19 protein-coding genes and 2 tRNA genes are annotated in these 24,384 nt (G+C 64.9%); 11 read left to right on the top strand and 10 right to left on the bottom strand.

Annotated features, from left to right (window positions below; translation table 11 throughout):
- Positions 1–16: 16 nt before the first annotated feature.
- Positions 17–982, bottom strand: coding sequence for a tripartite tricarboxylate transporter substrate binding protein (locus FIU88_RS02185; protein ID WP_016855137.1), 966 nt, complete (start codon positions 980–982; stop codon positions 17–19).
- A gap of 477 nt (positions 983–1,459) precedes the next feature.
- Here FIU88_RS02185 and FIU88_RS02180 point away from each other — a divergent pair, with 477 nt between their 5' ends.
- Together FIU88_RS02180 and FIU88_RS02175 are read left to right on the top strand one after the other, a co-directional pair.
- On the top strand, positions 1,460–2,236 hold the full coding sequence (locus tag FIU88_RS02180) for an SDR family NAD(P)-dependent oxidoreductase (protein ID WP_016855138.1): 777 nt from the start codon (positions 1,460–1,462) through the stop codon (positions 2,234–2,236).
- 195 nt (positions 2,237–2,431) lie between these two features.
- A complete protein-coding gene (locus FIU88_RS02175; protein ID WP_152478007.1) occupies positions 2,432–4,012 on the top strand; it encodes an aldehyde dehydrogenase (NADP(+)) in 1,581 nt (526 codons plus the stop codon).
- A gap of 444 nt (positions 4,013–4,456) precedes the next feature.
- On the opposite strand, the gene FIU88_RS02170 is transcribed toward FIU88_RS02175, so the two are convergent.
- From FIU88_RS02170 to FIU88_RS02140, 7 genes are all read right to left on the bottom strand, one after another.
- Positions 4,457–5,986 (bottom strand): tripartite tricarboxylate transporter permease, encoded by a 1,530-nt coding sequence (locus FIU88_RS02170; protein WP_152478006.1) that lies wholly within the window; start codon positions 5,984–5,986, stop codon positions 4,457–4,459.
- Between the two features lie 62 nt (positions 5,987–6,048).
- The gene (locus tag FIU88_RS02165; RefSeq protein WP_152478005.1) at positions 6,049–6,543 is read right to left on the bottom strand and encodes a tripartite tricarboxylate transporter TctB family protein; all 495 of its coding nucleotides are present in this window, start codon (positions 6,541–6,543) and stop codon (positions 6,049–6,051) included.
- Positions 6,544–6,718: 175 nt separating this feature from the next.
- Positions 6,719–7,726, bottom strand: a complete 1,008-nt coding sequence (locus FIU88_RS02160; RefSeq protein WP_172977638.1) for a tripartite tricarboxylate transporter substrate binding protein — start codon at positions 7,724–7,726, stop codon at positions 6,719–6,721.
- Between the two features lie 48 nt (positions 7,727–7,774).
- Positions 7,775–8,521, bottom strand: a complete 747-nt coding sequence (locus tag FIU88_RS02155) for a ribonuclease activity regulator RraA (RefSeq protein ID WP_152478004.1) — start codon at positions 8,519–8,521, stop codon at positions 7,775–7,777.
- An 829-nt stretch (positions 8,522–9,350) separates the two neighbouring features.
- Positions 9,351–9,492, bottom strand: a tRNA-OTHER gene (locus tag FIU88_RS02150).
- Positions 9,493–9,724: 232 nt separating this feature from the next.
- Positions 9,725–10,345, bottom strand: a complete 621-nt coding sequence (locus tag FIU88_RS02145) for a GntR family transcriptional regulator (protein ID WP_172977637.1) — start codon at positions 10,343–10,345, stop codon at positions 9,725–9,727.
- A 102-nt stretch (positions 10,346–10,447) separates the two neighbouring features.
- Entirely contained in the window at positions 10,448–12,085 is a 1,638-nt protein-coding gene (locus FIU88_RS02140; RefSeq protein ID WP_152478002.1) for a BCCT family transporter, read from the bottom strand.
- 319 nt (positions 12,086–12,404) lie between these two features.
- On the opposite strand from FIU88_RS02140, the gene FIU88_RS02135 reads away from it, so the two are divergent.
- The 4 genes from FIU88_RS02135 to FIU88_RS02120 are packed head-to-tail and all read left to right on the top strand — an operon-like array spanning position 12,405 to position 17,078.
- Positions 12,405–14,051 (top strand): GMC family oxidoreductase, encoded by a 1,647-nt coding sequence (locus tag FIU88_RS02135; protein ID WP_152478001.1) that lies wholly within the window; start codon positions 12,405–12,407, stop codon positions 14,049–14,051.
- Entirely contained in the window at positions 14,052–15,161 is a 1,110-nt protein-coding gene (locus tag FIU88_RS02130) for a mandelate racemase/muconate lactonizing enzyme family protein (protein ID WP_152478000.1), read from the top strand.
- Positions 15,158–16,645, top strand: coding sequence for an aldehyde dehydrogenase (locus tag FIU88_RS02125; protein ID WP_152477999.1), 1,488 nt, complete (start codon positions 15,158–15,160; stop codon positions 16,643–16,645). The genes FIU88_RS02130 and FIU88_RS02125 overlap by 4 nt, the downstream gene beginning before the upstream one ends.
- 31 nt (positions 16,646–16,676) lie before the next feature.
- The gene (locus FIU88_RS02120; protein ID WP_152477998.1) at positions 16,677–17,078 is read left to right on the top strand and encodes a heme-binding protein; all 402 of its coding nucleotides are present in this window, start codon (positions 16,677–16,679) and stop codon (positions 17,076–17,078) included.
- Between the two features lie 580 nt (positions 17,079–17,658).
- Here FIU88_RS02120 and FIU88_RS02115 read toward each other — a convergent pair.
- Positions 17,659–17,745: transfer RNA gene (locus FIU88_RS02115), tRNA-Leu, on the bottom strand.
- A 140-nt stretch (positions 17,746–17,885) separates the two neighbouring features.
- Between FIU88_RS02115 and queA the strand changes: the two genes are divergently transcribed.
- The 5 genes from queA (at position 17,886) to secF (ending at position 23,461) form a co-directional block, all read left to right on the top strand.
- Positions 17,886–18,923, top strand: a complete 1,038-nt coding sequence (gene queA, locus FIU88_RS02110) for a tRNA preQ1(34) S-adenosylmethionine ribosyltransferase-isomerase QueA (RefSeq protein WP_152477997.1) — start codon at positions 17,886–17,888, stop codon at positions 18,921–18,923.
- A gap of 74 nt (positions 18,924–18,997) precedes the next feature.
- A complete protein-coding gene (gene tgt, locus FIU88_RS02105; RefSeq protein WP_216647309.1) occupies positions 18,998–20,116 on the top strand; it encodes a tRNA guanosine(34) transglycosylase Tgt in 1,119 nt (372 codons plus the stop codon).
- Positions 20,117–20,197: 81 nt separating this feature from the next.
- Positions 20,198–20,536, top strand: a complete 339-nt coding sequence (gene yajC / locus FIU88_RS02100; RefSeq protein ID WP_016855151.1) for a preprotein translocase subunit YajC — start codon at positions 20,198–20,200, stop codon at positions 20,534–20,536.
- Positions 20,537–20,680: 144 nt separating this feature from the next.
- Positions 20,681–22,528 carry a protein translocase subunit SecD gene (secD, locus tag FIU88_RS02095; protein WP_152477995.1) on the top strand — a complete coding sequence of 616 codons (1,848 nt, stop codon included), beginning with the start codon at positions 20,681–20,683 and terminating at the stop codon, positions 22,526–22,528.
- Between the two features lie 9 nt (positions 22,529–22,537).
- Entirely contained in the window at positions 22,538–23,461 is a 924-nt protein-coding gene (secF, locus tag FIU88_RS02090; protein ID WP_016855153.1) for a protein translocase subunit SecF, read from the top strand.
- Positions 23,462–23,545: 84 nt separating this feature from the next.
- On the opposite strand, the gene trpA is transcribed toward secF, so the two are convergent.
- Positions 23,546–24,379, bottom strand: a complete 834-nt coding sequence (trpA, locus tag FIU88_RS02085) for a tryptophan synthase subunit alpha (protein WP_152477994.1) — start codon at positions 24,377–24,379, stop codon at positions 23,546–23,548.
- Positions 24,380–24,384 lie beyond the last annotated feature (5 nt).

Here is a 24,384-nt window from a genome sequence, read left to right as displayed (position 1 = left end):
TGTCGGAGCGACCCCATCACTGGGCCAGCCCCAGCTTGTCGATGATGGTCTCGTTATTGCTGTCCTGCTCGGCCATGAACGCCTCGAAGCCCTCGGGCCCCTTCCATACGGCGCCATAACCGCGCCCGCTCATGAACGACTGAAAGTTCTCGGAGTTCCAGACGCTCTCCGCGGCGGCCTCGAGCCGCTGCGCGATGTCCTCCGGCAGCCCCTCGGGGGCCACCAGGCCACGCCAGGAGCCATGGGACCAGTCGTCGCCGGTCACTTCCTTGGCGGCCGGTACATCGGGGAAGGCCTCCTCACGCTCATTGGCCAGCACGGCCAGCGTGCGGACACGGCCGGACTCACGCATGGACTCGATTTCGGGCAGCGACGAGAACACGATGTCCACTCCCCCGGCGGCCAGCTCCTGCAGCCCCGGCGCCGCCCCCTCGCTGGGCACCAGATTGACCGTGTTGGGGTCGATGCCCTGCTGATCGAGGAAGCCGGCGAAGGACAGGTGATAGGCAGCGCCCGGCGCGGACCCGGACACCGTGTATTCATTGGGCGACTCGGCGATATCGGTCAGCGCCTCGTCCAGGGTCTGCCAGGGCGAGTCGGCATTCACGGTGAAGGCCGCATAGTCCAGGTTGAGCAGGGCGATCGGTGTAAAGTCCTCGTAGGACAGAGCCGCGGTACCGATATGCTGGTAGGTGGCGATCTCGGCCGTCCCCAGGCCCAGGGTATAGCCATCGGGCGGCGCCATCTTCATCGCCATGTGGCCCACGACGCCGGACCCGCCGGTGCGATTGACCACGTTGACCGGCTGCCCCAGCTCGTCCTGCAGGCCCGCTGCAAACTGCCGACCGACCGCATCGGTGCCACCACCGGCCGACCAGGGAACGATCAACGTGATGGGCTTGGCAGGATAGTCATCGCCGAGGGCAACCGTCGAAGAAGCCACCAGCAGGGAGGCACAGAAGAGACGGGTGAGCTTTCGCATGAGTTATCTCTCTTGTCGGTAAGCGTTTAAAAGCCCCCCGGCAGGGCCTGCGAGACTCGCTGCCGGGAAATACACCAGCAAGAGTGACCCGCCCTCATGCAATAGACAAGTTATTACAACTTATACTTTATGCTAACGCCGCCACCTCGACGCGGCAAGGGCGCTCATCCAGGCCCGTGATAGACGCTCAAGGAAAACCAAAAACAGCAATAATATCAGAATATTAAATAAACAAAGACATGCCGGATACACACCGGCAGGATATCCGATAAAGCATCTCGGAGACTCATTGGCGTTTCAAGACACGCCGATTTGTTATTATTTGTTTGAAACCCTCCGGGCTCTGGTCTAAGGTTGAGCGAACATCGACTGGCGGGCCATGCCGGGGCCCGGTCACGACCCAGCCCGGCCCGGCCCTCACGCCATCCTCCTTCAGCCCGCGGCCTGATGCAGGCCCGATTCGTTCAGGAGCATTGCATGTTCACCGATCTCAATGACAAGACCGTCCTCATCACCGGCTCTACCAAGGGCATTGGTCGTGCCGCCGCGGTCGCGTTCGCCCGTGCCGGCGCCATCGTCGGCATCAACAGCAGCCAGAAGGACGGCGCCGCCGAGGAGCTGATCGCCCAGCTGGAAAGCGAGGGCGCCCGCTTCGCCTACTACGAGCGCGACCTCACGAAGAGCGGCGAGTGCGAGGCCCTGGTCAACGCATTCGTCGAACAGTTCGGCGGCCTCGACGTGCTGGTCAACAACGCCGGCGGCCTCGGTGTCCGCAAGGGTCTCGAATCCCTCGAGGACGACGACTTCGAGCTGGTGATGGACCTGAACCTGCGTTCCGTGATCATGACCACCCGCTTCGCCATGCCGCATCTCAAGGCCTCCGCCGAGAAGCGTGGCGAAACCGCCAGCGTCATCAGCACCGGCTCCATCGCCGGCCGTGAAGGCGGCGGCCTCGGCGCCTCCCTGTACGGCGGCAGCAAGGCCATGCTGCACAACCTGCATCGCAACTGGGTGAAGGAATTCACCAAGGATAACGTGCGCTTCAACATCGTTGCCCCCGGCACCATCGACACCGCCTTCCACGCCGACAAGAGCGCGGAGGTGAAGGAAAAGATCGCCTCTACCATCGCCATGGGTCGCCTGGGCACCTCCGAAGAGGTCGCCCCGTCCTTCCTGTTCCTGGCGTCTCACGCCACCAGCGGCTACATCACCGGCCAGGTGATCGACGTCAACGGCGGCCAGATGTGCCCCTGAGGCGGATCGCTCAAGCCCCGGTCGCCGGCAGGATCATGCCGGCGCCGTCTGCGTCCTGAGCCCCTCGCGGCCGGCCCCTTGTTCCGGCCGCTCCGCCAAGCGTCGGCACCGTGGCACCCTGGCCCGCCGGGCCAGCCCCCGCGCCCCTCTGCCGAGCCCCCTTCATCGACATCATCCCCATGTTCAGGAGCCCCCATGACTCTCGAAGGTCATCACCTGATCGGTTTCGCCTCCCAGGCCGGCGCCACCGGCGCCCAGAGCATCGAGGCGATCAACCCCGCCTCCGGCGAAGCCCTCGCCCCCCGGTACTCGCTGGCCGGCCAGGCCGAAGTCGAGCACGCCTGCCGGCTGGCCGAGGACGCCTTCCTGGCCTACCGCCGCCTGCCGCTTGAAGCGCGTGCCGCCTTTCTCGAAGCCGCGGCCGACAATATCGATGCCCTCGGTGACACCCTGACCGAGCGCGCCATGGCCGAGACAGGGCTGCCCAAGGCTCGCCTGGAAGGCGAACGCGGCCGGACCTGCGGACAGCTCCGACTGTTCGCCGAGGTGCTGCGCAGCGGCGACTACCTGGATGTGCGCGTCGAGGACGCCCTGCCCGAACGCACTCCCATGCCGCGCCCCTCCCTGGCCCAGCAACAGGTACCGCTGGGCCCGGTAGCGGTGTTCGGCGCCAGCAACTTCCCGCTGGCCTTCTCCGTCGCCGGCGGCGACACCGCGGCGGCGCTGGCCGCGGGATGCCCGGTGATCGTCAAGGCCCACTCCGCCCACCCCGGCACCTCCGAGCTGGTGGGACGCGCCGTCCAGCAGGCGGCCCAGGTCTGCGGCATGCCGGAAGGCGTGTTCTCGCTGCTGTATGGCAGCGGCAGCGAGCTCGGCCAGGCCCTGGTCAAGGACCCGCGCATCCAGGCGGTAGGCTTCACGGGATCGCGCAATGGCGGCACCGCCCTGCTGCGTACCGCCCAGGCACGCCCCCAGCCGATCCCGGTCTATGCCGAGATGAGCAGCATCAACCCGGTCCTGCTGCTGCCGCAGCATCTCGAGGCCAACGCCGAGGCGCTGGGCGAGGCCTTCGTCGCCTCGCTGACCATGGGCGCCGGCCAGTTCTGCACCAACCCCGGGCTGATCCTGGCCCTCTCCGGCCCCGCCCTGGAACGCTTCGTCGATCGCGCCGGCGAGGCGGTACGCGAGGCCTCGCCCCAACTGATGCTGACCCCCGGCATCCACGCCGCCTATCAGCAGGGCGTGGCCCGGCTTGACGAGTCGTCGGACGTCTCGCTGGTCGCCAAGGGCAAGGCCACCGGGCACCTCGCCTGCCCCTGCCAGCCCCACCTGTTCCGCACCACCGCCACGGCCTTCATGGGCAATGATGCCCTGCACGACGAAGTGTTCGGCGCCTGCGCGCTGGTCGTCGAATGCGACTCGGCGGAGCAGATCCAGCAGGTGCTGGCCGCCCTGGAAGGTCAGCTGACCGCCACGGTCCATCTCGAGGAGGCCGACTACGCGCTGGCCGACCGGCTGCTGCCGCTGCTCGAGCGTCGCGCCGGCCGCATCCTGTTCAACGGCTGGCCCACCGGCGTCGAGGTCTGCCACTCCATGGTCCACGGCGGCCCCTGGCCCTCGACCTCCGATTCCCGCACCACCTCCGTGGGTAGCGCGGCGATCCAGCGCTTCCTGCGCCCGGTGTGCTACCAGGCGATGCCGGAGGCGCTGGCCCCGGACAGCCTCAAGGCGGACAACCCACTCGGCCTGCCGCGCCAGGTGAACGGCAAGCGCTGAACCGAGGGCCCGCATCGGGCCCGGCGCCATCGACCACCCAAGAGGCCCTCGCCATCGGCGAGGGCCTTCTTCATGATCTGTCCCGCGCTCCCCCTGGACACGGCGGCATGCTCCCTGGAAGCCGTGGACAGCGTCTCCATGCAATCTCTCGGGATCCCCCCGCCCGCGACTCATTGAAGCCGCATGCCCCCCCCGAGCCTGCCCGGCCCGTTGTTGTCGTTCGCCGGCCAGCATGGCCTCCGCCTCCTGGCGGCGGGCCCCGGAACACGGAGGCAACGCCACGCGAGACCCCATGGCCGGCTCTTGCGGCTCGCCACGGCGCTGCCAGGGGCCTACACGGCTCGTGGTCGAGCGAGCGAATGCCCCACGCAAAAAAGGCGCCTGCCCATGGCGAGGTGCCAGGGGGCAGGCGCCGAAGCGTCCCGCTTGGGTCGTTTCGTTGCTTCAGCCGGCGTTTTCGCTCCCCTTCAACCGCACCGGCTTACGAATCGCCAGGAAGTAGACGAAGATGCCGGTCAGCACGATGAAGAACAGGCTGTCCGGCTGGGTCACGAACACCGTCAGATCCCCGCTGGACAGCGTCAGGGTGCGACGCAGGTACTCCTCGAGCCCCGGGCCGAGAATGAATCCGAGCAGCAGGGTCACCACCGGGTAGCCGTGCTTTCTCAGGTAGAAGGCCAGCACGCCCATGACCAGGGTCATCATCATCTGGAAGGTCGAGTAGGTGGCCACGTAGCTGCCCACCACCGCCAGCATGGCGATCGAGCCGAACAGCACGTCGCGGCGAATGCGCACGATGCGGATGAAGTAGGGCCCCAGCAGGTACATGGTCAGCGGGATCAGGATCAGCGCGCTGAAGATCAGCGCCGCCAGCATGGGCGCGATCAGGCCGGCCTGGGACTCCATCAGCTGGGGCCCGGGCTGGATGCCGTTGATCACCAGGACCCCCAGCACGATGGCGGTGATCGGGTCGCCGGGAATGCCGAAGGTCAGCATCGGCACCAGGGCGCCGCCGCACACCGCGTTGTTGGCGCTTTCCGCCGCCGCGATCCCCTGAGGGTTGCCCTTGCCGAAGCTGTCGGGCTCGCGAGAGGTGCGCACCGCTTCCACATAGGCCAGGAAGCCGCCCATGGAACCACCGGCGCCGGGCAGGGTGCCGACCAGATAACCGATGGTGGACGACTTCAGGTAGCAGGCCGCCCCGATGCGACGGATCGCCGAGCGCGGGGGAATGAAGTCGCGGCGACGAATCTTCGCCACCCCCTTGAGCTGCTCGCGGATGCGCTTGGCCGCGTCGTTCTCGGCCAGCTGGGTCAACAGCTCGCTGATGGCGAAGGTACCGATGATCACCGGCATCAGGTCGATCCCCGCCGCCAGGTCCCCCATCCCGAAGCTGAAACGGGCCACCGGCACCATGGCATCGAGCCCCACGGTGGCCAGCATCAGGCCGAGGCAGGCGGCGATGGCCGCGCGACGCACGTTGCCACGCTGGGCGATGACGATCACGATCAGCGCGAACAGGATCAGCGCACACTTGCCGGTGGTCTGCACCAGCAGCGACAGGTCGGCGATCAGCGGCGCCAGCAGCACCAGCAACACCGCGCCGAACACCCCGCCGATCATCGAGGCGAAGGAGGCATGGCCCAGCGCCAGGGGGCCTTCGCCCCGTTGCTGCATCGGGTAGCCTTCCACCGCCGTCATCATCGAGGACGGGGCACCGGGAATATTGATGGTGGTGGCGGTGATGCTGCCACCGCACATGCCGGCCATGTAGATGCTGGCGCAGGCCATCAGCGCCGTGGTCACGTCCAGGCTGTAGGTCAGCGGCAGCAACAGCGCCAGCGCCAGGGTCGCGGTCAGCCCGGGAATCGCCGAGAAGATGGTGCCGATCAAAAAGCCGGCCACCACGTAGAACAGTACGGTGGGGTCGAGCAACAGGCCGAAGCTCGCCATCACCTGAGTCAGGAAATCCATGGGTTACCCCCGGAAAGGCGCCCGGCATGCATCGACGGGCGGGTTGCGTCAGTCGTCATGGCTCACCCCCACAGCATCGGCAGACGGACATTGAAGACCTGGTGGAACAACAGATACCCCGCCTCGGTGATCGCCAGCGCGATGGCGGCCTTGCTCGGCCACTTCTCGCGCCCGGAGAACATCAGCATCACCGTCAGCACATAGGCCAGGGTAGACAGCGCATACCCCAGCGGCTGGAAGAGCAGCACGTAGGCCAGGGTCGCCAGCATCAAGGCCAGCTCGGGCGGGAAGCGTCGCCGGCTGACGCTTCCCGATGGCGCCTCCTCGGCCGCGTCGGGGGCCCCGGCGCGCACGGCCGACCACCACTGCAGGCCACACAGCAAGGTGGCGAGCAGGCCGATCAACAGCGGGAAGAAAGACGGGGTCAACTTGCCCCCCTCGAGGGGCGGCCCCATCGCCAGGGCACCGATCAGGTAGCCCAGCGACAACAGCCCCAGCACGCCATGAAACCTGGCCGCACCGGATCCGAACAGGGAAGAAAACAGCAAACGAGACATGCAGCACCTCTCTCGGCCTCCGGCCAGGGAGACCGACACGCAATGATCGTTGAATCGAAACTCGCGGCAGGATGGCAGGCCGCCGCCGTCACCCCCCGTGGCCACGCCATGACTTACCTGACGAGGCCGGCACCGGGCGGCAGGCGACGACGCTGCCTCACGAGATCACCGGGAGCTACAGGTCGAGCTCATCCATCGCGGCGAAGGTCCGCTGCTGGTAGTCCTCGATCCACTCGTTGACCTCATCGCTGCCCAGCCAGCCCGGGGTGACACCGATGCCGGTGACCCACTGCTGGAACTCCTCGCTCTCGAAGGCCTGATGGTAGGTGGACTCGAGGGTCTCGATGGCCTCCTCGGAGGTATTGGCCGGGACCGCGAGCACGATGAAGCTGCCGGTCTCGAGCTCCACGTCGAACTCGGAGATCGGCGGCACGTCAGGATAGGCGGGGTTCTGGGAACCGGACAGCTCGACCACGCCCATGGCGTCACCCGACGACAGGATGCCGGAGAAGTCGCCGAGGCTCGAGATGGCGGCGTCGATCTCGCCGGACAGCAGCGCCTCCGCCTCGGCGGTGGAGGAGCCGGGGTAGGAAATCACATTGAAGGACACGCCGGTCGCCGCCTCCAGCCGCCGCACCGCCAGGTAGGGGCCGGAGCCCTGGGGCGCTACCCCGATGCGGACCGTTCCGGGGTTGGCCCGGGCCGCCTCGATCAGCTCTTCATAGGACGAATAGCCGGACTGCTTCGACACCACGATGGCGTCGGCTTCCTGGGTGACACGGGCGAAGGGCTCGAGCTTGTCCAGCGAGTAGCCCGGCACCATGTTGCCCCGCGGCAGGGTGACGACGCTGTCGTAGGTCAGCACGCCGATGGTGTGGCCATCGGGCCTGGCCTTGGCGAGCTGCATGAGGCCGGTGGCGGTCACCGCCCCGCCGATGTTCTCCACATAGATGGACGTCGGCAGGGACTCCTCGGCCAGGCTGCTGATCTTGCGCGAGATGGCGTCGGCACCGCCACCGGCCGGCCAGGGCACGATCATGCGGATATCGCGCTGCGGGAAATCGGCCTGGGCAACGGGCACGCTGGCCACGGCGGCCAGGGCCGCGGTGGCCAGGGTCGCGCCCGCCACTCCCTTGGCGAGGCGTTGACGAAGGGATGAGTCGAGAGTGTTGAAAGCGAACATGGCGGCTCCTGATGGTTGTGATTGTCGTTGGATCGAAATCGCCCGCGGTCAGCCGCGGGTTTCCTGCCGGCGCAGGTAAGCCTGGTACTCCTCCTGGGCCTGCTCATTCGGCGGATAGAGGCCGATGACGGCGGCGCCGGCGTTCACCTTGTCCAGCACATAGTCCTCGAAGGCCTCCATGCCGATGGCCTCTTCGGCGACTTCATCGGCGAGCTCCAGCGGCACCACGATGACGCCGTCGCCGTCGCCGACCAGCACATCGCCGGGATAGACCGGTACGCCACCGCACCCGACGGGCTGCTGGATATCCACCGCATGGTGCTTGGTCAGGTTGGTCGGCGCGCTGGGCTTGGTGCAGAACACCGGCATGGACATGCTCTCGGCATACTCGGAGTCACGCACCCCGGCATCCGACACGAAGCCCGCGCATTCGCGCACCTGGAGCCGGGTCAGCAGGATGCTCCCGGCGCTGGCGGCGCTCGCGTCCTGGCGACAGTCGGACACCAGCACGCGCCCCGGCGGTACGCTTTCCACCGCCAGGCGCTGGGGGTGCTCCGGGTCGCGGAAGGCCGCAACCACATCCAAGTCTTCCCGGGCCGGGATGTAGCGCAGGGTATAGGCCTGCCCCACCATCTTGACCTGGCTGTCGTTCATGCGGCCCACGCCCTGGATGTAGGTGTTCTTCAGGCCTCGCTTGTGCAGCAGGGTATGGAGTGACGCCGTCGACGCCGTCATCAGGCGTTCACGGGTCAGGTTGGACAGCTCTGCGTGAGGATAATCGTTGATGATGTTCATGATTCCGCCGAGTGGCTCTGTGGATGGCAGGATCACTATAGGAAGGGGAGGCATGCTTTTCAAACAACTTTTTACAAATAAGGCCAAGGCAAGGATGGTGAGCGCGAGATCAAACGAGAGAGAAGAATCGATCATGACATAAAACATTGTTTCTATTGAGTTTTAATGAAATTTCTCACTCGACAACTGCCCACAACCTCATCATTAGACATAGGTCTAAAAAGGCAATATTTGTATTTATTGATCCCTTTCTTCAGCAGGTTGCCGGTGCGAGCGCCCCAGGGCCGCTCGCCTGCGGGACGGCACGGCTCGCCCGCCCCCTGACCGACGGACACAAAAAAGCGGCCCGACAGGGCCGCTGGAAGCGGGTCTGGTCACGCCGGTCGAGCGTCGATGCGGCTATCTGCTGGCGGCACGACCGCCCGGGATCTCGGCCGAGCTGACGCAAGCGGCCATGATTCTCCTGCTGAAGCCGCACCGGGGCGCGGTCCAGACCATCACGCGGCACAACATGGTCATGACGCCGAATGAGCGCCCTCGAAAGCGGCTCGGCTAGCGAACACCGGCACAGGTGTTTCTGGAGCAAGACTCGGGAGGACTGGATACCGCAGGTCTGCGCTGGTGGCTTGCATCCAGGGCCGCAATCATCACGGAAGTCATGGGGAATGACGATCCGGGTATACCAGTTCGTGTGGTGACGGCTGCGCGTCAGGCAGGTTCCGCAAGGCAGGCAAGAACTCAAGAGTGGATCACCGAAGTGTCGCGCCTCTGGGTCCTATCCAGGCTATAACCCTGTGAAACCGGATGTTTCCTGGGCTCTCAGGCAGGATGGTACCGGTGGTCGGACTCGAACCGACAAGGGCTTGCACCCGGCGGATTTTGAATCCGTTTTTCGACATTTCTAGGCCGCGCTTGCAACGGGGCTTTTATTAATAACCAGCGACTTATATGCTTACACTTATTACACCAGCCACTTTGACCACAAAGTCATCTGCGACCAGACACCCGGACTCCATTACCGCGGACGGACGTCTATCGCGTAGGGCAGCGTGCTTTCTAAAAGCGCATTTCCAGCACGAGAGCTGCGATTATCAGTTCGCGCCAAACGTAAAGCGCTTAAGATCACCATCCTGAAAGCTATTGCTGGATCAGGCGAGATTTCCCATCTTCCAAGGCGAGCACCTGACTCCTTGACCGAACAGATCAAGACCGAGTGAATCGCTCTCGTGATACAGTCAAGTGTTTATCGAGCTCTCGCTCGGCCATGAAGGCATTTCGCTTGAGTGCGTTGGCGATATCGTAGTGACCGGCATTAGACTGGCCGAAAGTCCGAGTCATGTTGTTGCGAGCCAGGCGGATCTTGTCGGCCACCAGCCGATAGGAATCGATCAGGTACTGGTTGCCCGACGACTGTATCAAGGTCATGTGATACTGATAGTCGAAAGCCTCATAACGCATCCAGTCCTCGTCCTCCATCGCCTCATCCATGTGGTGACACAGCTTCAGCAAGTCGTCGGAGAGCTTGAACACATCTCTAGCCATTCTCAGTGCTCCGACCTCCATCATCTTGCGAAAGGCCATCAACTGCTCGAGCTCGGCGAGAGTCGGATTCCAGATGCGATTGCCGCTCTTGGGCGAGATGGTAATCAGCCCTTCGTGCTCTAGCCGCTTCAACGCCTCACCCACCGGGCTGCGACCGATCCCCAGTCCCTCGGTCAACTCTTTAATCGAGATCTTCTGATCCAGGGCGTAGGTGCCGTTGAGTACACGATCCTTGATGATGCTGTATGCCTGCTGCGACATCGTCTCGGCGGTGCCACTCATCTTCCATCTCCTCGTCATCATTCTCCCGGCAACCAGCGATCACGCTAACGGGCTCGGTGCCACTGACACCGAGCCCGTTGGATCAGCGATCGACTGCGACCCTCAGCCGAGCTCGGCCCGAGTGACAGGGCCATCATCCGGCGACTCGATCCCCTCGGTGACCGGGGTCAAATACTTCCTGCCGTCGATATCCCTAACTGCCGTTTCGTTAAACAGGTCTCGATCCAGCATCAGCATGAAACTGCGCCCCACGATCGCGATAACAAAGCACAGCGGAAAGCCTGTCAGGATCGAGATCGTCTGCAGCGGCGTCAAGCTCTCAGGGTTGAGAAAGTACAGCGCCATAGACACCAGCCCGACCAGCACCAGCCAGAACGACGCATTATAGCGGGATGCCTCCTGCTCGGGGAGCAGTGTCTTCTGGGTAGCCGAAGCCAGCGAGTACCCCACGGCACATTGACCGCTAACGTAGGACAGAAGAGCCACCAGTCCGAACACCACGATGAAAAGCCCCGCGGCCGGTAGCTGTTCAAGCATGACCTTGACCACTTCGCCACGCCCGGCATCGTTCATCACGCCGATAAGATCTAGTTGGCCGCTGGTCTGGAGATGAATACCAAAGGCCGGAAACACCATATAGAAGACCATGCAGCCCAGCGACCCTGCCGCCAGACCAGCGAAGACGATGCCACGAATGGTGCGCCCCCGGGAGATCTTGGCGATGAACAGCCCATAAGGCAGGGCATACACCACCCACCAGGAGAAGTAGAAGATCGTCCAGGCCTGAGGGAAGCCGGTATCGCGGATCACGTCCGTGGCGAAGCTCATATAGACGAAGTTCTGCAGCATCAGGCCGAGGCCATCCACCGACTGATTGAGGGTGAAAGACAGCGGGCCGCACACCAGCACGCCCAGCAGCAGGGCAATATCCAGTCGGACGTTGAAGTTGGATAGACGTGCCACGCCCTTCTGCAGACCGAGTATCAGCGCCATCATGGGAATGAAGGTCCACAGAAAGATCACGAAGACATCCAATATGGCGCTGCCCGCTTCCATGCCGAAGGCGTAGGCGAAGGTGCTCGAGATCAGCGGCGTACCCAGCGCGATCGAAGTCATGACACCACCGATGATGCCGAACATGTAGAGGAAGTTGATGGCATGCCCAATCAGGCCATCGGTCCAGCGCCCCAAGACCGGACGGGTCAGCTCGCTGAGCTTCAAGTTGCGCTGCTTGCGCACGTACATGGCGTAACCGATCGGCACCGCGCAGGCGATGTACCAGGCCCAGGCAGATGGCCCCCAGTGGAACATACCGAATGCGCTGGCCCAACGCGCCGCCTCGGCGCTGCCGGGCTCGGCACCGAAGGGTGGCGACTGCATGATCCATATCCACTCCGCGGCGCTGAGGTACAAGAGGCTGCCCCCGGTACCGGAGGTGAATATCATTCCCAGCCAGGTCAGCGTCGAGAATTCGGGACGTGTGTCTCGATCTCCGAGCACTACCTTGCCATAGCGGGACATGGCCAGGTACAGGCAGAAGCTCATCGCACCGACGGTCGCCAGCAGAAAGAACCAGCCGAGCTCGTTGGTGGTGAAGGCATGAATTTCGTGGAGCAGCTCGCCGCTTCTCTCGGGCCAGACGGAGAAGACGACGGCCAGCACCAGAGTGAGCACAAGGGCCGGCATGAACACCGCCAGATCAATGCCGGCGATTTCCTTTCTTATTTTCTGTTGAAGCATGGGCATAGCCTTTCAGGTTGAAATGAAAGCCCCGCAGGACGGGATCAAAATCTCGCAATCTAACATGCTAGACAAAACCTCGGCTTTCAACATGAAACTCTCCAAACCCTTCTCACCCGCACGGGAAAACGGGATGCCAATTCGCACCTTTTTCATAATTTTCAATTAGTTATTTTTATATCGTCAAGCGGAAAGCATCCAGAAATGCGACCAAGGTCGAATAACAACTTCGACAACACAGAAAATTCCCGCCTTCACACCCCTCAATCTAAAATGCTAGATTTGCCGCATCGTTGCCTTACCTGACTGGAGCAAGCACATGGTTTCCGAGGCCGACATCATCATCATTGGCGCGGGCTCCGCCGGCTGCGTGCTAGCCGAGCGGCTGTCACAGGATCCTGACAAGCGGGTGCTGGTGATCGAGGCGGGCTCTCGTGGCAATAGCCCGACGATCTCGGTACCGGCGGGATTCGTCTACCACTTCAACAGCCCGCGCTATAACTACTGCTATCGCTCGGAGCCGGAACCAGAGCTGGGCCACCAGCAGGTCTATCAGCCAAGGGGCAAGGGGGTCGGGGGATCCGGAGCGATCAACGCCATGATCTATGTGCGCGGTGAACCCCAGGACTTCGATGACTGGGCCGAGGTCAGTTCGCCACGCTGGTCCTACGAGGCGGTACTGCCCTATTTTCAGCGCCTGGAGCGCCATTACAGCGCGGATGTCAGCCAGCATGGTCGCGACGGCCGTATCGGCATTCGCTCCACCCGCGATAGCGCCCCGGACCTGTGCCATGCCTTCTTCGGCGCCTGTGACGCCATAGGCCTACCCTACAACCCTGACTTCAACGGCGAGCGACTCGACGGATACGGCTTCTACGACATGAACGTGCGCGGCGGCCTGCGCTCCTCCAGTGCCCGGGAGTATCTGGTGCCGGCACTCAAACGCTCCAACCTGTCGCTGATGACGGGAACCCAGGCAAGGCGTCTGGTATTCGAAGGACAGCGCGCGGTCGGCCTCGAGATCCAGCGGGCCGGCGTACGCCGCATCATCAAGGCCCGCCAGGAAATCATCCTGTGCGCCGGAGCCGTGGATTCCCCCAAGCTGCTTCAGCTGTCGGGAGTGGGCGACGCCGATGCCCTGGCCGCATTGGGCATCGCCAGCATTATCGACAATCCAAACGTGGGTCAGCATCTCCAGGACCACCTGTGTGGAAGCCTGTTCTATCACAGTCGCGAACCGACCCTGAACATCACGCTCAACAGCCCCATAGGCAAGCTCGCCGCGGGCTGGAGCTACCTCACCAGGCGCCAGGGACCGCTGGCCTTCGGGGTCAAGCACGCCGGCGCCTTCGTCCCTATGGATGAATACCCCCTCCAGGAGCACGTCCAGCAACCCTCCCGTGGCAGCGCCAAGGCACAGGTGTTCTTCAACCCCATTTCCTATGCACTGCCGGAAGCCTCGGGAGGCAAGCTCAAGCTCCACAAGCACGCGGAAGTCTCGCTGTTCTACAACGTCTGCCGCCCGCATAGCCGAGGATCCATCACCCTGAAAAGCGCGGATCCCGATGAGGCCCCGGCGATTCGCAACCGCTATCTGTCCGATCCGAGGGACAGGACGGAGCTGCTCGAGGCCTTTCGCCAGGTACGCAGGCTGGCCAGCGCGGGACCTCTCGAGGACATCTTGATCGATCATCGCGGCTACGCGGACATGCACAGCGACGAGGCCATCCTCGACGACTTCGCGGCCTCCTGCGGTTCCATCTACCACCTCTGCGGCAGCTGCGCCATGGGCACCAGCATCGACAACTCGGTGGTCGATCCTTCGCTGCAAGTACACGGCGCCGAGGGCCTGCGGGTCGTCGACGCCTCCGTTTTTCCCAATATCACCTCCGGCAACACCCAGGCCCCCACCCTGATGGTGGCCGAGGTGGCCGCCGACATCATCCGCCAGTCCTGGAATACATGAATGAAGATCATCAAGGTAGAGTCCTTCCACACCGAGGACGTGGGCATCGTCCGGGTCACCATGGCCGACGGCAGCCAGGGCCTGGGGCAGGTATCCACCTATAATGCCGATATCAGCGTCGAGGTCATGCACCGCCAGGTAGTACCCTGGTTCGAAGGCCGCGAGATCAACGGCATCGATGATATCGCCGACGGCGTGGCGTTGGTGCTGGAGCGCCAGCACAAGTTTCTCGGTTCCTATCTCTACCGCGCCCTGTGCGGTGTCGAGACCGCACTGTGGGACTGGCTAGGCAAGTCGCAAGGCAAGAGCGTGTGCGAGCTGCTCGGCGGCACGCCTCGCCCCCTGCGGGTCTACGCCTCCAGCATGAAGCGCGATATCACCCCCGAGCAGGAAGCCGAACGCTTCCTGCGACTGCAGGATCGCCACGGCTACGACGCCTTCAAGTTCCGTGTCGGCGCCGAATGCGGACGCAATCTGGACGAATGGCCAGGCCGCACCGAGGCCATCATCCCGACCATTCGTCGCGCCCTGGGCCCCGACGTGGACCTGCTGGCCGATGCCAACAGCGGCTTCCGTCCCGAGCGCGCCATCGAGGTCGGTCACCTGCTCCAGGACAACGGCATCCAGCACTTCGAAGAGCCCTGTCCCTACTGGGAGATGGGCTGGACCCGCCGGGTCACCGCGGCGCTATCACTGGACGTGACCGGCGGCGAGCAGGATCACTATCTGCCGGCCTGGCAGAAGATGATCGATGACCGCGTGGTCGACGTGTTACAGCCCGACATCTGCTACATGGGCGGCATCACCCGCACCCTGCAAGTGGTGGAGATGGCGCGCAAGGCCGGACGCGTCGTCACCCCCCACACCGCCAACCTGAGCCTGGTGACCATCTTCACCCTGCACCTGCAGGGCGCCATCGACAATGCTGGCCCCTATCTCGAGTTTTCCATCGAGGAAGACGACTACTACCCGTGGCAGTACGGCATCTACGACAACTTCCCGGTGGCCAAGGATGGCAAGGTCGCCATCCCCGACGAGCCGGGCTGGGGCATTCGCGTGCGCCAGGACTGGCTGCAATCCGCCCACTACCGAGCGAGCGAACTCTCATGACTGCACTCAAGACTCTCTGCGATCAGGCCGGCGTGGTTGATCCGACGCCGCACCTGACACCGCGTCACTTCATCGACGGCCAGTGGCAGGCGTCCACTGCCGGCGAGACCATCGAGGTCACGGATCCGGGCAGTGAGAGCGTGATCGCCCACATCGCCCGGGGCACCCCCGAGGACGTCGAGGCCGCCGTCGCCGGCAGCCAGCGCGCCTTTGACCAGTGGCGGCGTCTGGCACCGGCGGCGCGGGCCGAGCACCTGTTTCGCCTGGCCGACACGGTCCGCCACCACAGCGAACTGCTGTCGGTGATCGAATGCCTGGATTCAGGCAAGCCCTACGCCGAGGCCGAAGCCGACATTCAAGGCGCCGCCTCTCAACTGGCCTACTACGCGGGGCTCGCCGACAAGATCGAAGGCACCACCACCCCGCTGGGCGAGGGCTTCGTCTCGATCAATCGGCGCGAACCGGTGGGCGTGACCGCCCACGTCGCACCGTGGAACTTCCCCTTGCTGACCGCGGTACGCGGCCTTGCCCCGGCCCTGGCGGCGGGCTGCACCGCGGTGATCAAGCCCTCCGAGCTGACCTCCCTGTCCACCCTGACCCTGGCATCCCTGTTCAGCGAGGCCGGCCTGCCCGACGGCGTGGTCAACGTGGTCACCGGCTACGGCCAGGAAATCGGCGACGCTCTCACCGCCCACCGACTGGTCCAGCACGTGACCTTCACCGGCTCGGTCGCCACCGGCAAGCACGTGATGAAGTCCGCCGCGGACAACGTCTCGAGCGTGCTGCTGGAACTCGGTGGCAAGTCGCCCGCAGTGGTACTGGAAGATGCCGATATCGACAAGGTCGCCGAGGACATGGTCTGGGCCATCTACTACAACGCCGGCCAGGTCTGCACCGCCGGCTCGCGACTGGTGATTCACGAGTCGCAGCACGAAGCCTTCATGCAGGCCTTCCTACCACGGGTGAAAGACCTAACACTGGGACATGGCCTCAAGGGACGGGACATCGGCGCCATCAACTCCGCCGACCACCTGGCCAAGATCGCGTCCTATGTCGATGATGCCAAGGCCCGCGGCCTGACCCTCCGCTGCGGCGGCAAGGTGACCCGTGATCCCGAGAGCGGCAAGGGCCTGTTCTTCGAGCCCACCGTGATCGATCGTCTGGAGCGAGATGACCGACTGGTGCAGGAAGAGATCTTCGGCCCGGTGCTGGCGGTACAGGTGGTCGGCAGCGACGAGGAAGCCCTCTCGATTGCCAATGGCACCGACTACGGCCTTGCCGCCTGCGTCTACAGCCGCGACGTCTCCCGGGCACTGCGCCTGGCCGCCGAGATCGATGCCGGCCAGGTCACCATCAACCAGTACTTTGCCGGCGGCATATACGCCCCGGTGGGCGGGACCAAGCACTCAGGCTTCGGTCGCGAGAAAGGGCCGCTGGCACTGGACAACTACCTGCGCAACAAGAACGTGACCGTCAAGCTTTAAACAAGAAGTTATTTACTTCCGAGATCACAGCATGAACTACAAAGCAATACTTGGCGAAAGTGAAGTAAAGAGAATTCTCGACACCACCCATCAGGAAGCTCTTGAAAATGGCTGGGCTGTAACCATAGCCATAACAGATGACGGCGGTCATCTTTTGGGACTCCTTCGCATGGATGGCGCGGCGCCCATGTCTTCTCATGTAGCAGAAGAGAAAGCACGCTCCGCCGCTCTAGGAAGGAAGGCAACGCATGTTTTCGAGGAAATGATCAACACGGGCCGCCACGCTTTCCTGTCGGCCCCGTTGAAAGGACTCATGACCGGCGGAGCCCCTATTTTAGTCGATGACAAAGTGATAGGCGCTATTGGTGTATCAGGCGTAACCCCTGAACAGGATGCACAGGTAGCCAATGCCGCTCATGGCGCCATACTTTGATACAACAGCCGCACCAACATGGCTAGTTAAGGCGGAAACTCCAGCCATACATTGAATTAAATAACGCCCCAGGTGCTCTTGAACTCCTTCCTAGGCGCTGCTCACCCTGTAAGATTAATACCGGGTGAGCAGAAACCAAGCGAGATTCACACTCTCACTCCGTCGCTTTTTTGGCGACTTCAAACTTGGGGCTTTGGATTCAGGAATCGATGTGGCCTCATGAGATCGTAAGAAGGCTTCCGCATAAGGTCTGACGGTGTATACGAAGCACGGGGCAATTCAGGGCACTGAACATCTCGTGCTCGTAGTCTTGCAGAAGCATCTTTAGGTACTGGAACGCGAACGCCGGCCGTAGAATCTTGCGCCCCTGGGCCAAGCGGCAAGAGCATGACCACGGTGCGGGATCTGTTGGGGCACTCGAGCCTGATCGTGACCAGTCGATACAGCCACATGTTCGACGCTGGACTCGATGATATTGGCGCGCGGCTGCCGTCGCTGAATGCGGCCATCTGCGACCAAACACCGAGGAGGGGAGGACTGCAAAGAAGGGATAAATGCTGCTAAGCATTTGATTCTGAAATGGTACCGGTGGTCGGACTCGAACCGACAAGGGCTTGCACCCGGCGGATTTTGAATCCGCTGCGTCTACCAATTCCGCCACACCGGCAACGGCGCTGCATTATACGTGGGCCGGGCCGGAGGTCAATCGCGACCCCTGACTTCGCGGCGACGACAGGGTATCCTAGGCGGCTTGCCAAGGCTCGGCCGAGCCGCCCTTCTCATCCCACCATCCGGACGTTTCACTCCATGCAGCGCGCCGATTTCCACTACGAGCTCCCCGAGGCGCTGATCGCCCGCTATCCCTCCGAGCAACGCAGCGACTGCCGGCTGCTGTGCGTCGACGGCGAGAGCGGATCGCTCGCGCACCGCCGCTTCCCCGACCTGCTCGAGACGCTCGATCCGGGCGATCTGCTGGTGTTCAACGACACCCGGGTGATCCCGGCCCGGCTGCACGGCCACAAGGCCAGCGGCGGGCGCGTCGAGATGCTGCTGGAGCGTCCGCTGGACGCCCATCGCGGCCTGGCCCACCTGCGCTCGAGCAAGTCGCCGAAGCCCGGCACCGAGATCGCGTTCGAGGGCGGCATCCGCGCCGTGGTCGAGGGTCGCCGCGAGGCGCTGTTCGAGCTGCGATTCCTCGGCGAGACGCCGCTGGTGGAGCTGCTGGAGCGGCACGGCCACATGCCGCTGCCGCCCTACATCACCCGCGAGGACGAGCTCTCCGACCGCGAGCGCTACCAGACCGTCTACGCCCGTCGCGAGGGCGCGGTGGCGGCCCCCACCGCGGGGCTGCACTTCGACGAGCCGCTGCTCGAGGCCCTGGCCGAGAAGGGCGTGGAAAGCGCCTTCGTCACCCTGCACGTGGGCGCCGGCACCTTCCAGCCGGTGCGCGCCGACGACATCCGCGACCACGAGATGCACAGCGAGTGGATCGAGGTCTCCGAGGCGGCCTGCGAGCAGGTGCGCGCCGCCCGCGCCCGGGGCAACCGCGTCATCGCGGTGGGCACCACCAGCGTGCGCTGCCTGGAGTCGGCCTGCCTGCAGAGCGACGACGGCGAGATCGCCCCCTATAGCGGCGAGACCGACATCTTCATCTATCCCGGCTACGACTGGCGGGTGGTCGACGCCCTGATCACCAACTTCCACCTGCCCGAATCGACCCTGCTGATGCTGGTGTCCTCCTTCGCCGGCTATGACACCGTGATGCACGCCTACCGCGAGGCGGTGCGCGAAGAGTACGCCTTCTTCAGCTACGGCGACGCGATGCTGCTGACGCGCGCCCGCTGACCCGAGCCGCTCGGCCGTGCGCCGGCCGACCGCTTCGACGAATTTCGAGAGACCCCATGCGAGACGAATGCTTCATGAACTTCGAGCACCTGGCCAGTGATGGCCGGGCGCGCCGCGGCCGCCTGACCTTCCCCCGCGGAACGGTCGAGACGCCCGCCTTCATGCCGGTCGGCACCTACGGCACCGTCAAGGGCATGACGCCCGAGTCGGTGAAGGAGATCGGCGCCGAGATCATCCTCGGCAACACCTTTCACCTGTGGCTGCGCCCGGGCACCGAGGTCATCGAGGAGCACGGCGACCTGCACGACTTCGCCCAGTGGGACAAGCCGATCCTCACCGACTCCGGCGGCTTCCAGGTCTTCTCGCTCGGCGAGATGCGCAAGATCACCGAGCAGGGCGTGCACTTCCGCTCGCCGGTGGACGGCTCCAAGGTGTTCATGGGCCCCGAGGAATCGATGGCCGTGCAGCGCTCGCTGGGCTCGGACATCGTGATGATCTTCGACGAGTGCACGCCCTACCCGGCGACCGTGGAGGAAGCCAGGAAATCGATGGAGATGTCGCTGCGCTGGGCCCAGCGCTCCCGCGACGCCCACGGCGACTCGCCCTCGGCGCTGTTCGGCATCATCCAGGGCGGCATGTATCCCGAGCTGCGCGAGGCCTCGCTCGAGGGCCTAGAGAAGATCGGCTTCGACGGCTACGCCATCGGCGGCCTGTCGGTGGGCGAGCCCAAGGAAGAGATGATCAAGGTGCTCGACTACCTGCCCGAGTGGATGCCGGCCGACAAGCCGCGCTACCTGATGGGCGTGGGCAAGCCGGAGGACCTGGTGGAAGGCGTGCGCCGCGGCGTCGACATGTTCGACTGCGTGATGCCGACCCGCAACGCCCGCAACGGCCACCTGTTCACCGATGAAGGCACGGTCAAGATCCGCAACGCCAAGCACCGCCACGACACCCGTCCGCTGGACGAGGCGTGCGACTGCTACACCTGCCAGAACTTCTCCCGCGCCTACCTGCATCACCTCGACCGCTGCGGCGAGATGCTCGGCTCGATGCTCAATACCATCCACAATCTGCGCCATTACCAGCGCCTGATGGCTGGTTTGCGCGGTGCTATCGAAGCGGGTACATTGGCGAACTTCGTGGAAGGGTTCTACGCGCAGCGCGGTCTGCCGGTTCCCCCCGCTCCGAATTGATCGACGGCCGGCCCGGGTGGCCGGCCGTCGAGCGCCGCTGGAAGGCGTCTTGTTTCCCCGCGACTCAGGAGATCGTCGTACATGCTGGACTTCCTCATTTCCCCGGCCATGGCCCAGGACGCTGGCGCCGCTCCGGGCGGTGGCATCGCCCAGATCGTGATGCTGGTCGGCTTCGTGCTGATCTTCTACTTCCTGCTGTGGCGCCCCCAGGCCAAGCGGGCCAAGCAGCACAAGCAGCTGATCGCCGGCCTGTCCAAGGGTGACGAGATCGTCATCGGCGGCGGCATCATGGGCCGCATCACCAAGGTCAGCGACGACAGCGAGTTCCTGGCCATGGAAATCGCCGAAGGCACCGAGGTCAGCGTCCAGAAGACCGCCGTGGCGTCCGTTCTGCCCAAGGGCACGCTCAAGTCCATCTGATCGGATGCCCCGCGCCCGCACGACCACCCGGCCGTGCGGGCTGCCCTGCGACCACCGAGGCGGGGCCCGGCCGACCGGCTCCGCCCGGTGCTCGTGATGGCGCAGCGTCCGTCCCATCATCAGCAACCTGAGGGCAGGGCCCCCATGCTCAATCGTTATCCCCTGTGGAAGTATCTGCTGATACTCCTCGTGCTCTCCGTCGGACTGATCTACTCTCTCCCCAACCTCTTCCCCGAGGATCCGGCGGTACAGATCAGCAGTGACGGGGGCGACTTCACTCTCGACGAGCGCCAGCTCGAGCGCCTCGAGAGCTCCCTGACCGACGCCGACATCGACATCCGCTCCGTCGAACGCGACGCCGGCAGCGTCCTGATCCGCCTCGACAACGCCGACGAACAGATCCAGGCTCGCGACATGCTCAGCGAGGCCCTGGGCGACGACTACGTCGTGGCGCTGAACCTGGCCGAGTCCACGCCGAGCTGGCTGGAATCGCTGGCCGCCTCCCCCATGACCCTGGGCCTGGACCTGCGCGGCGGCGTGCACTTCCTGCTCGAGGTCGACATGGAAGCGGCGCTGACCCAGCGTCTCGAGGTCAACGCCAGCGCCATGCGCGAGACCCTGCGCGACGAGCGGATCCGCTACCGCAACACCGAGGTCGAGGAACGCTCGATCGCCATGGACTTCATGAACGAGGAAGACCGCGACGAGGCCCGCAGCCTGATCAGCCGCGACTTCCCCGAGTTCGAGTACAGCGACCTCGAGCGCGACCGCGGCGCCGGCCTGGCCATGACGCTGACCGATACCGCCGTGCAGGAAATCCAGGACTACGCGGTCAACCAGAACCTGACCACGCTGCGCAATCGCGTCAACGAGCTGGGCGTGGCCGAGCCGCTGGTGCAGCGCCAGGGGCCGGCGCGCATCGTCGTCGAGCTGCCCGGCGTGCAGGACACCGCCGCGGCCAAGCGCATCGTCGGCGCCACCGCCAACCTGGAGTTCCGCCTCGAGGCGCGCCCGGACACCCCGGAGGCCGAGACCGAGAGCTACGAATTCCGCAACGAAGCGCGTACCGCCAGCCTGATGCGTGACGTCATCATCACCGGCGACAGCGTCTCGAATGCCAACCGCAGCTTCGACGAGAACGGTCGCCCCCAGGTGAACATCAACCTGGACGGCACCGGCGGCACCCTGATGAACCGCGCCACCCGCACCAACATCGGGCGCAACATGGCGGTGCTGTTCATCGAGCACAAGACCCGCGAACGCACGGTGATGGAGGACGGCGAGGAGACCGTCGTTCGCTCGCCCTACACCGAGCGCAGCATCATCAGCCTGGCCACCATCCAGAGCGCGCTGGGCAACAGCTTCCGCATCACCGGGCTCGACTCGCCCACCGAGGCGGCCGACCTGGCGCTGCTGCTGCGCTCGGGCTCCCTGGCCGCACCGATCTACTTCGCCCAGGAACGCACCATCGGGCCGAGCCTCGGCGAGAAGAACATCGAGCGCGGCATCCTCTCGGTGCAGATCGGCCTGCTGCTGGTCGTGGCCTTCATGCTGATCCGCTACAAGGCGTTCGGGGTGATCGCCAACATCGCGCTGGCCTTCAACCTGGTGCTGCTGGTGGCGGCCATGTCGCTGCTCGGCGCCACGCTGACGCTGCCCGGCATCGCCGGTATCGTGCTGACCCTGGGCATGGCGGTGGACGCCAACGTGCTGATCTTCGAGCGCATACGCGAGGAGATGCGCGGCGGGCTCTCGGCCCAGCAGGCCATCCACGCCGGCTACGAGCGCGCCTTCACCTCGATCGTGGACGCCAACATCACCACCCTGCTGGTGGCGCTGATCCTGTTCTCGATCGGCACCGGCCCGGTCAAGGGCTTCGCCGTGACGCTGTCGCTGGGCATCCTGACCTCGCTGTTCACCTCGCTGATGGTGACCCGCGCCATGGTCAACCTGTGGTACGGCCGCAAGCCCATGAAGAAGCTCTGGATTTAGGAGAAGGCCATGCAATCGTTCATCAATCGACAGCTCGACTTCATGGGCAAACGCCGGCTGGCCTTCATCGCCTCCGGGCTGATGCTGCTGGCGTCAATCGTCGCCCTGCTGATCAACGGGCTCAACCTGGGCCTGGACTTCACCGGCGGCACCCTGATCGAGGTCCGCTACGCCACCGCGCCGGCGCTGGCCAGCGTGCGTGAGGCCCTGGAGGCCGCCGGCTTCCAGGACGTGGCGGTGCAGACCTTCGGCGCCTCCACCGAGGTGCTGATCCGCCTGCAGCAGGCCTTCGACGCCGGCGTCGGCGACCAGGTGGTCGACCTGCTGAAGCAGGGCGGCGCCAGCGTCGACCTGGTGCGCGCCGAGTTCGTCGGCGCCCAGGTCGGCGATCAGCTCCGCGACCAGAGCGGCATGGGCATGCTGGTGGCGCTGGGCATCGTGATGCTCTACGTCGCCTTCCGCTTCCAGTACAAGTTCGCCCTCGGCGCCCTGCTGGCCCTGATCCACGACGTGGTGATCGTGATCGGCGCCTTCGCCCTGTTCGGCTTCGAGTTCGACCTCACGGTGCTGGCGGCGGTGCTGGCGGTGATCGGCTACTCGCTCAACGACACCATCGTGGTCTACGACCGCATCCGCGAGAACATCCGCAAGTCGCGCATCGACGACATGCCGGCGATCTTCAACGAGGCGATCAACCAGACCCTGTCGCGGACCCTGGCCACCTCCGGCACCACCCTGCTGGTGCTGCTGGCGCTGGTGACCCTGGGCGGCGACATGATCCACAACTTCGCCGTGGCGCTGATCATCGGCATCGGTGTCGGTACCTTCTCGTCGATCTACGTGGCCGCGGCCCTGCTGCTGCCGCTGAAGCTCAGCCGCGAGGATCTGATCCCGACCAAGAAGGAAGACCCGGAGGCCGAGGAGCTGCCCTGACGGCCGGCCGCCTCGCGCCCAGCAAAAAGCCACCCCTCGGGGTGGCTTTTTTCGTTTTGGCGGTGGGCCAGGCGGAGACGAGGCTCAGGCCTCGGCCGTCTCCCGGGCGCGGCGCACCGCGCCGGCCAGCGAGCGGGTCAGCTCGAGCACGCCGCGCGAGGCCTCGGCGGGGCTCTCGGCCGCGGCCACGGTGTCGGTCAGCGCCGAGCCGACCACCACCGCGTCGGCGAAGCGGGCGATGCGCTCGGCCTGCTCGGGGGTGCGGATGCCGAAGCCGACGCCGATCGGCAGCGCGGAGTGCGCGCGGATGGCCTCGACCTCCTGCGCCACGCGCTCGGCGGACGGCGCGGCGGCGCCGGTCACGCCGGTGCTGGAGACGTAGTAGAGGAAGCCCGAGGTGTTCTCGAGCACCAGCGGCAGGCGCTTGGCATCGGTGGTCGGGGTCGCCAGGCGGATGAAGTCGAGGCCGTGGGCCTTTGCCGGCAGGCACAGCTCGGCGTCGTGCTCCGGCGGCAGGTCGACCACGATCAGCCCGTCCACGCCGGCCTCGGCGGCCTCGGCGAGGAAGGCCTCGACGCCCCGGCAGTAGATGGGGTTGTAGTAGCCCATCAGCACCACCGGCGTGGCGTCGTCGCGCTCACGCAGGGCGCGCACCATGTCCAGGGTCCTGGCCATGGTCTGGCCGCCCTCCAGGGCACGCAGCGTGGAGGCCTGGATGGAGGGGCCGTCCGCCATCGGGTCGGTGAACGGCATGCCCAGCTCGATCACGTCGGCGCCCGCCTCGGGCAGCGCCAGCAGGGTCTCGAGGCTGGTGGCGTAGTCGGGATCGCCGGCGCTGATGAAGGTGACGAGGCCGGCGCGGTCGGCGGCCTTGAGCTCGTCGAAGCGGCGCGCGATGCGGTCGTGGCGTTGGGTCATCGTCT

The organism is Halomonas sp. THAF12 (assembly GCF_009363675.1).
Taxonomy (GTDB): Bacteria; Pseudomonadota; Gammaproteobacteria; order Pseudomonadales; family Halomonadaceae; genus Halomonas; species Halomonas smyrnensis.
Note: the sequence above shows the minus strand (reverse complement) of the source record. Positions and strands in the feature narration are given on the sequence as shown.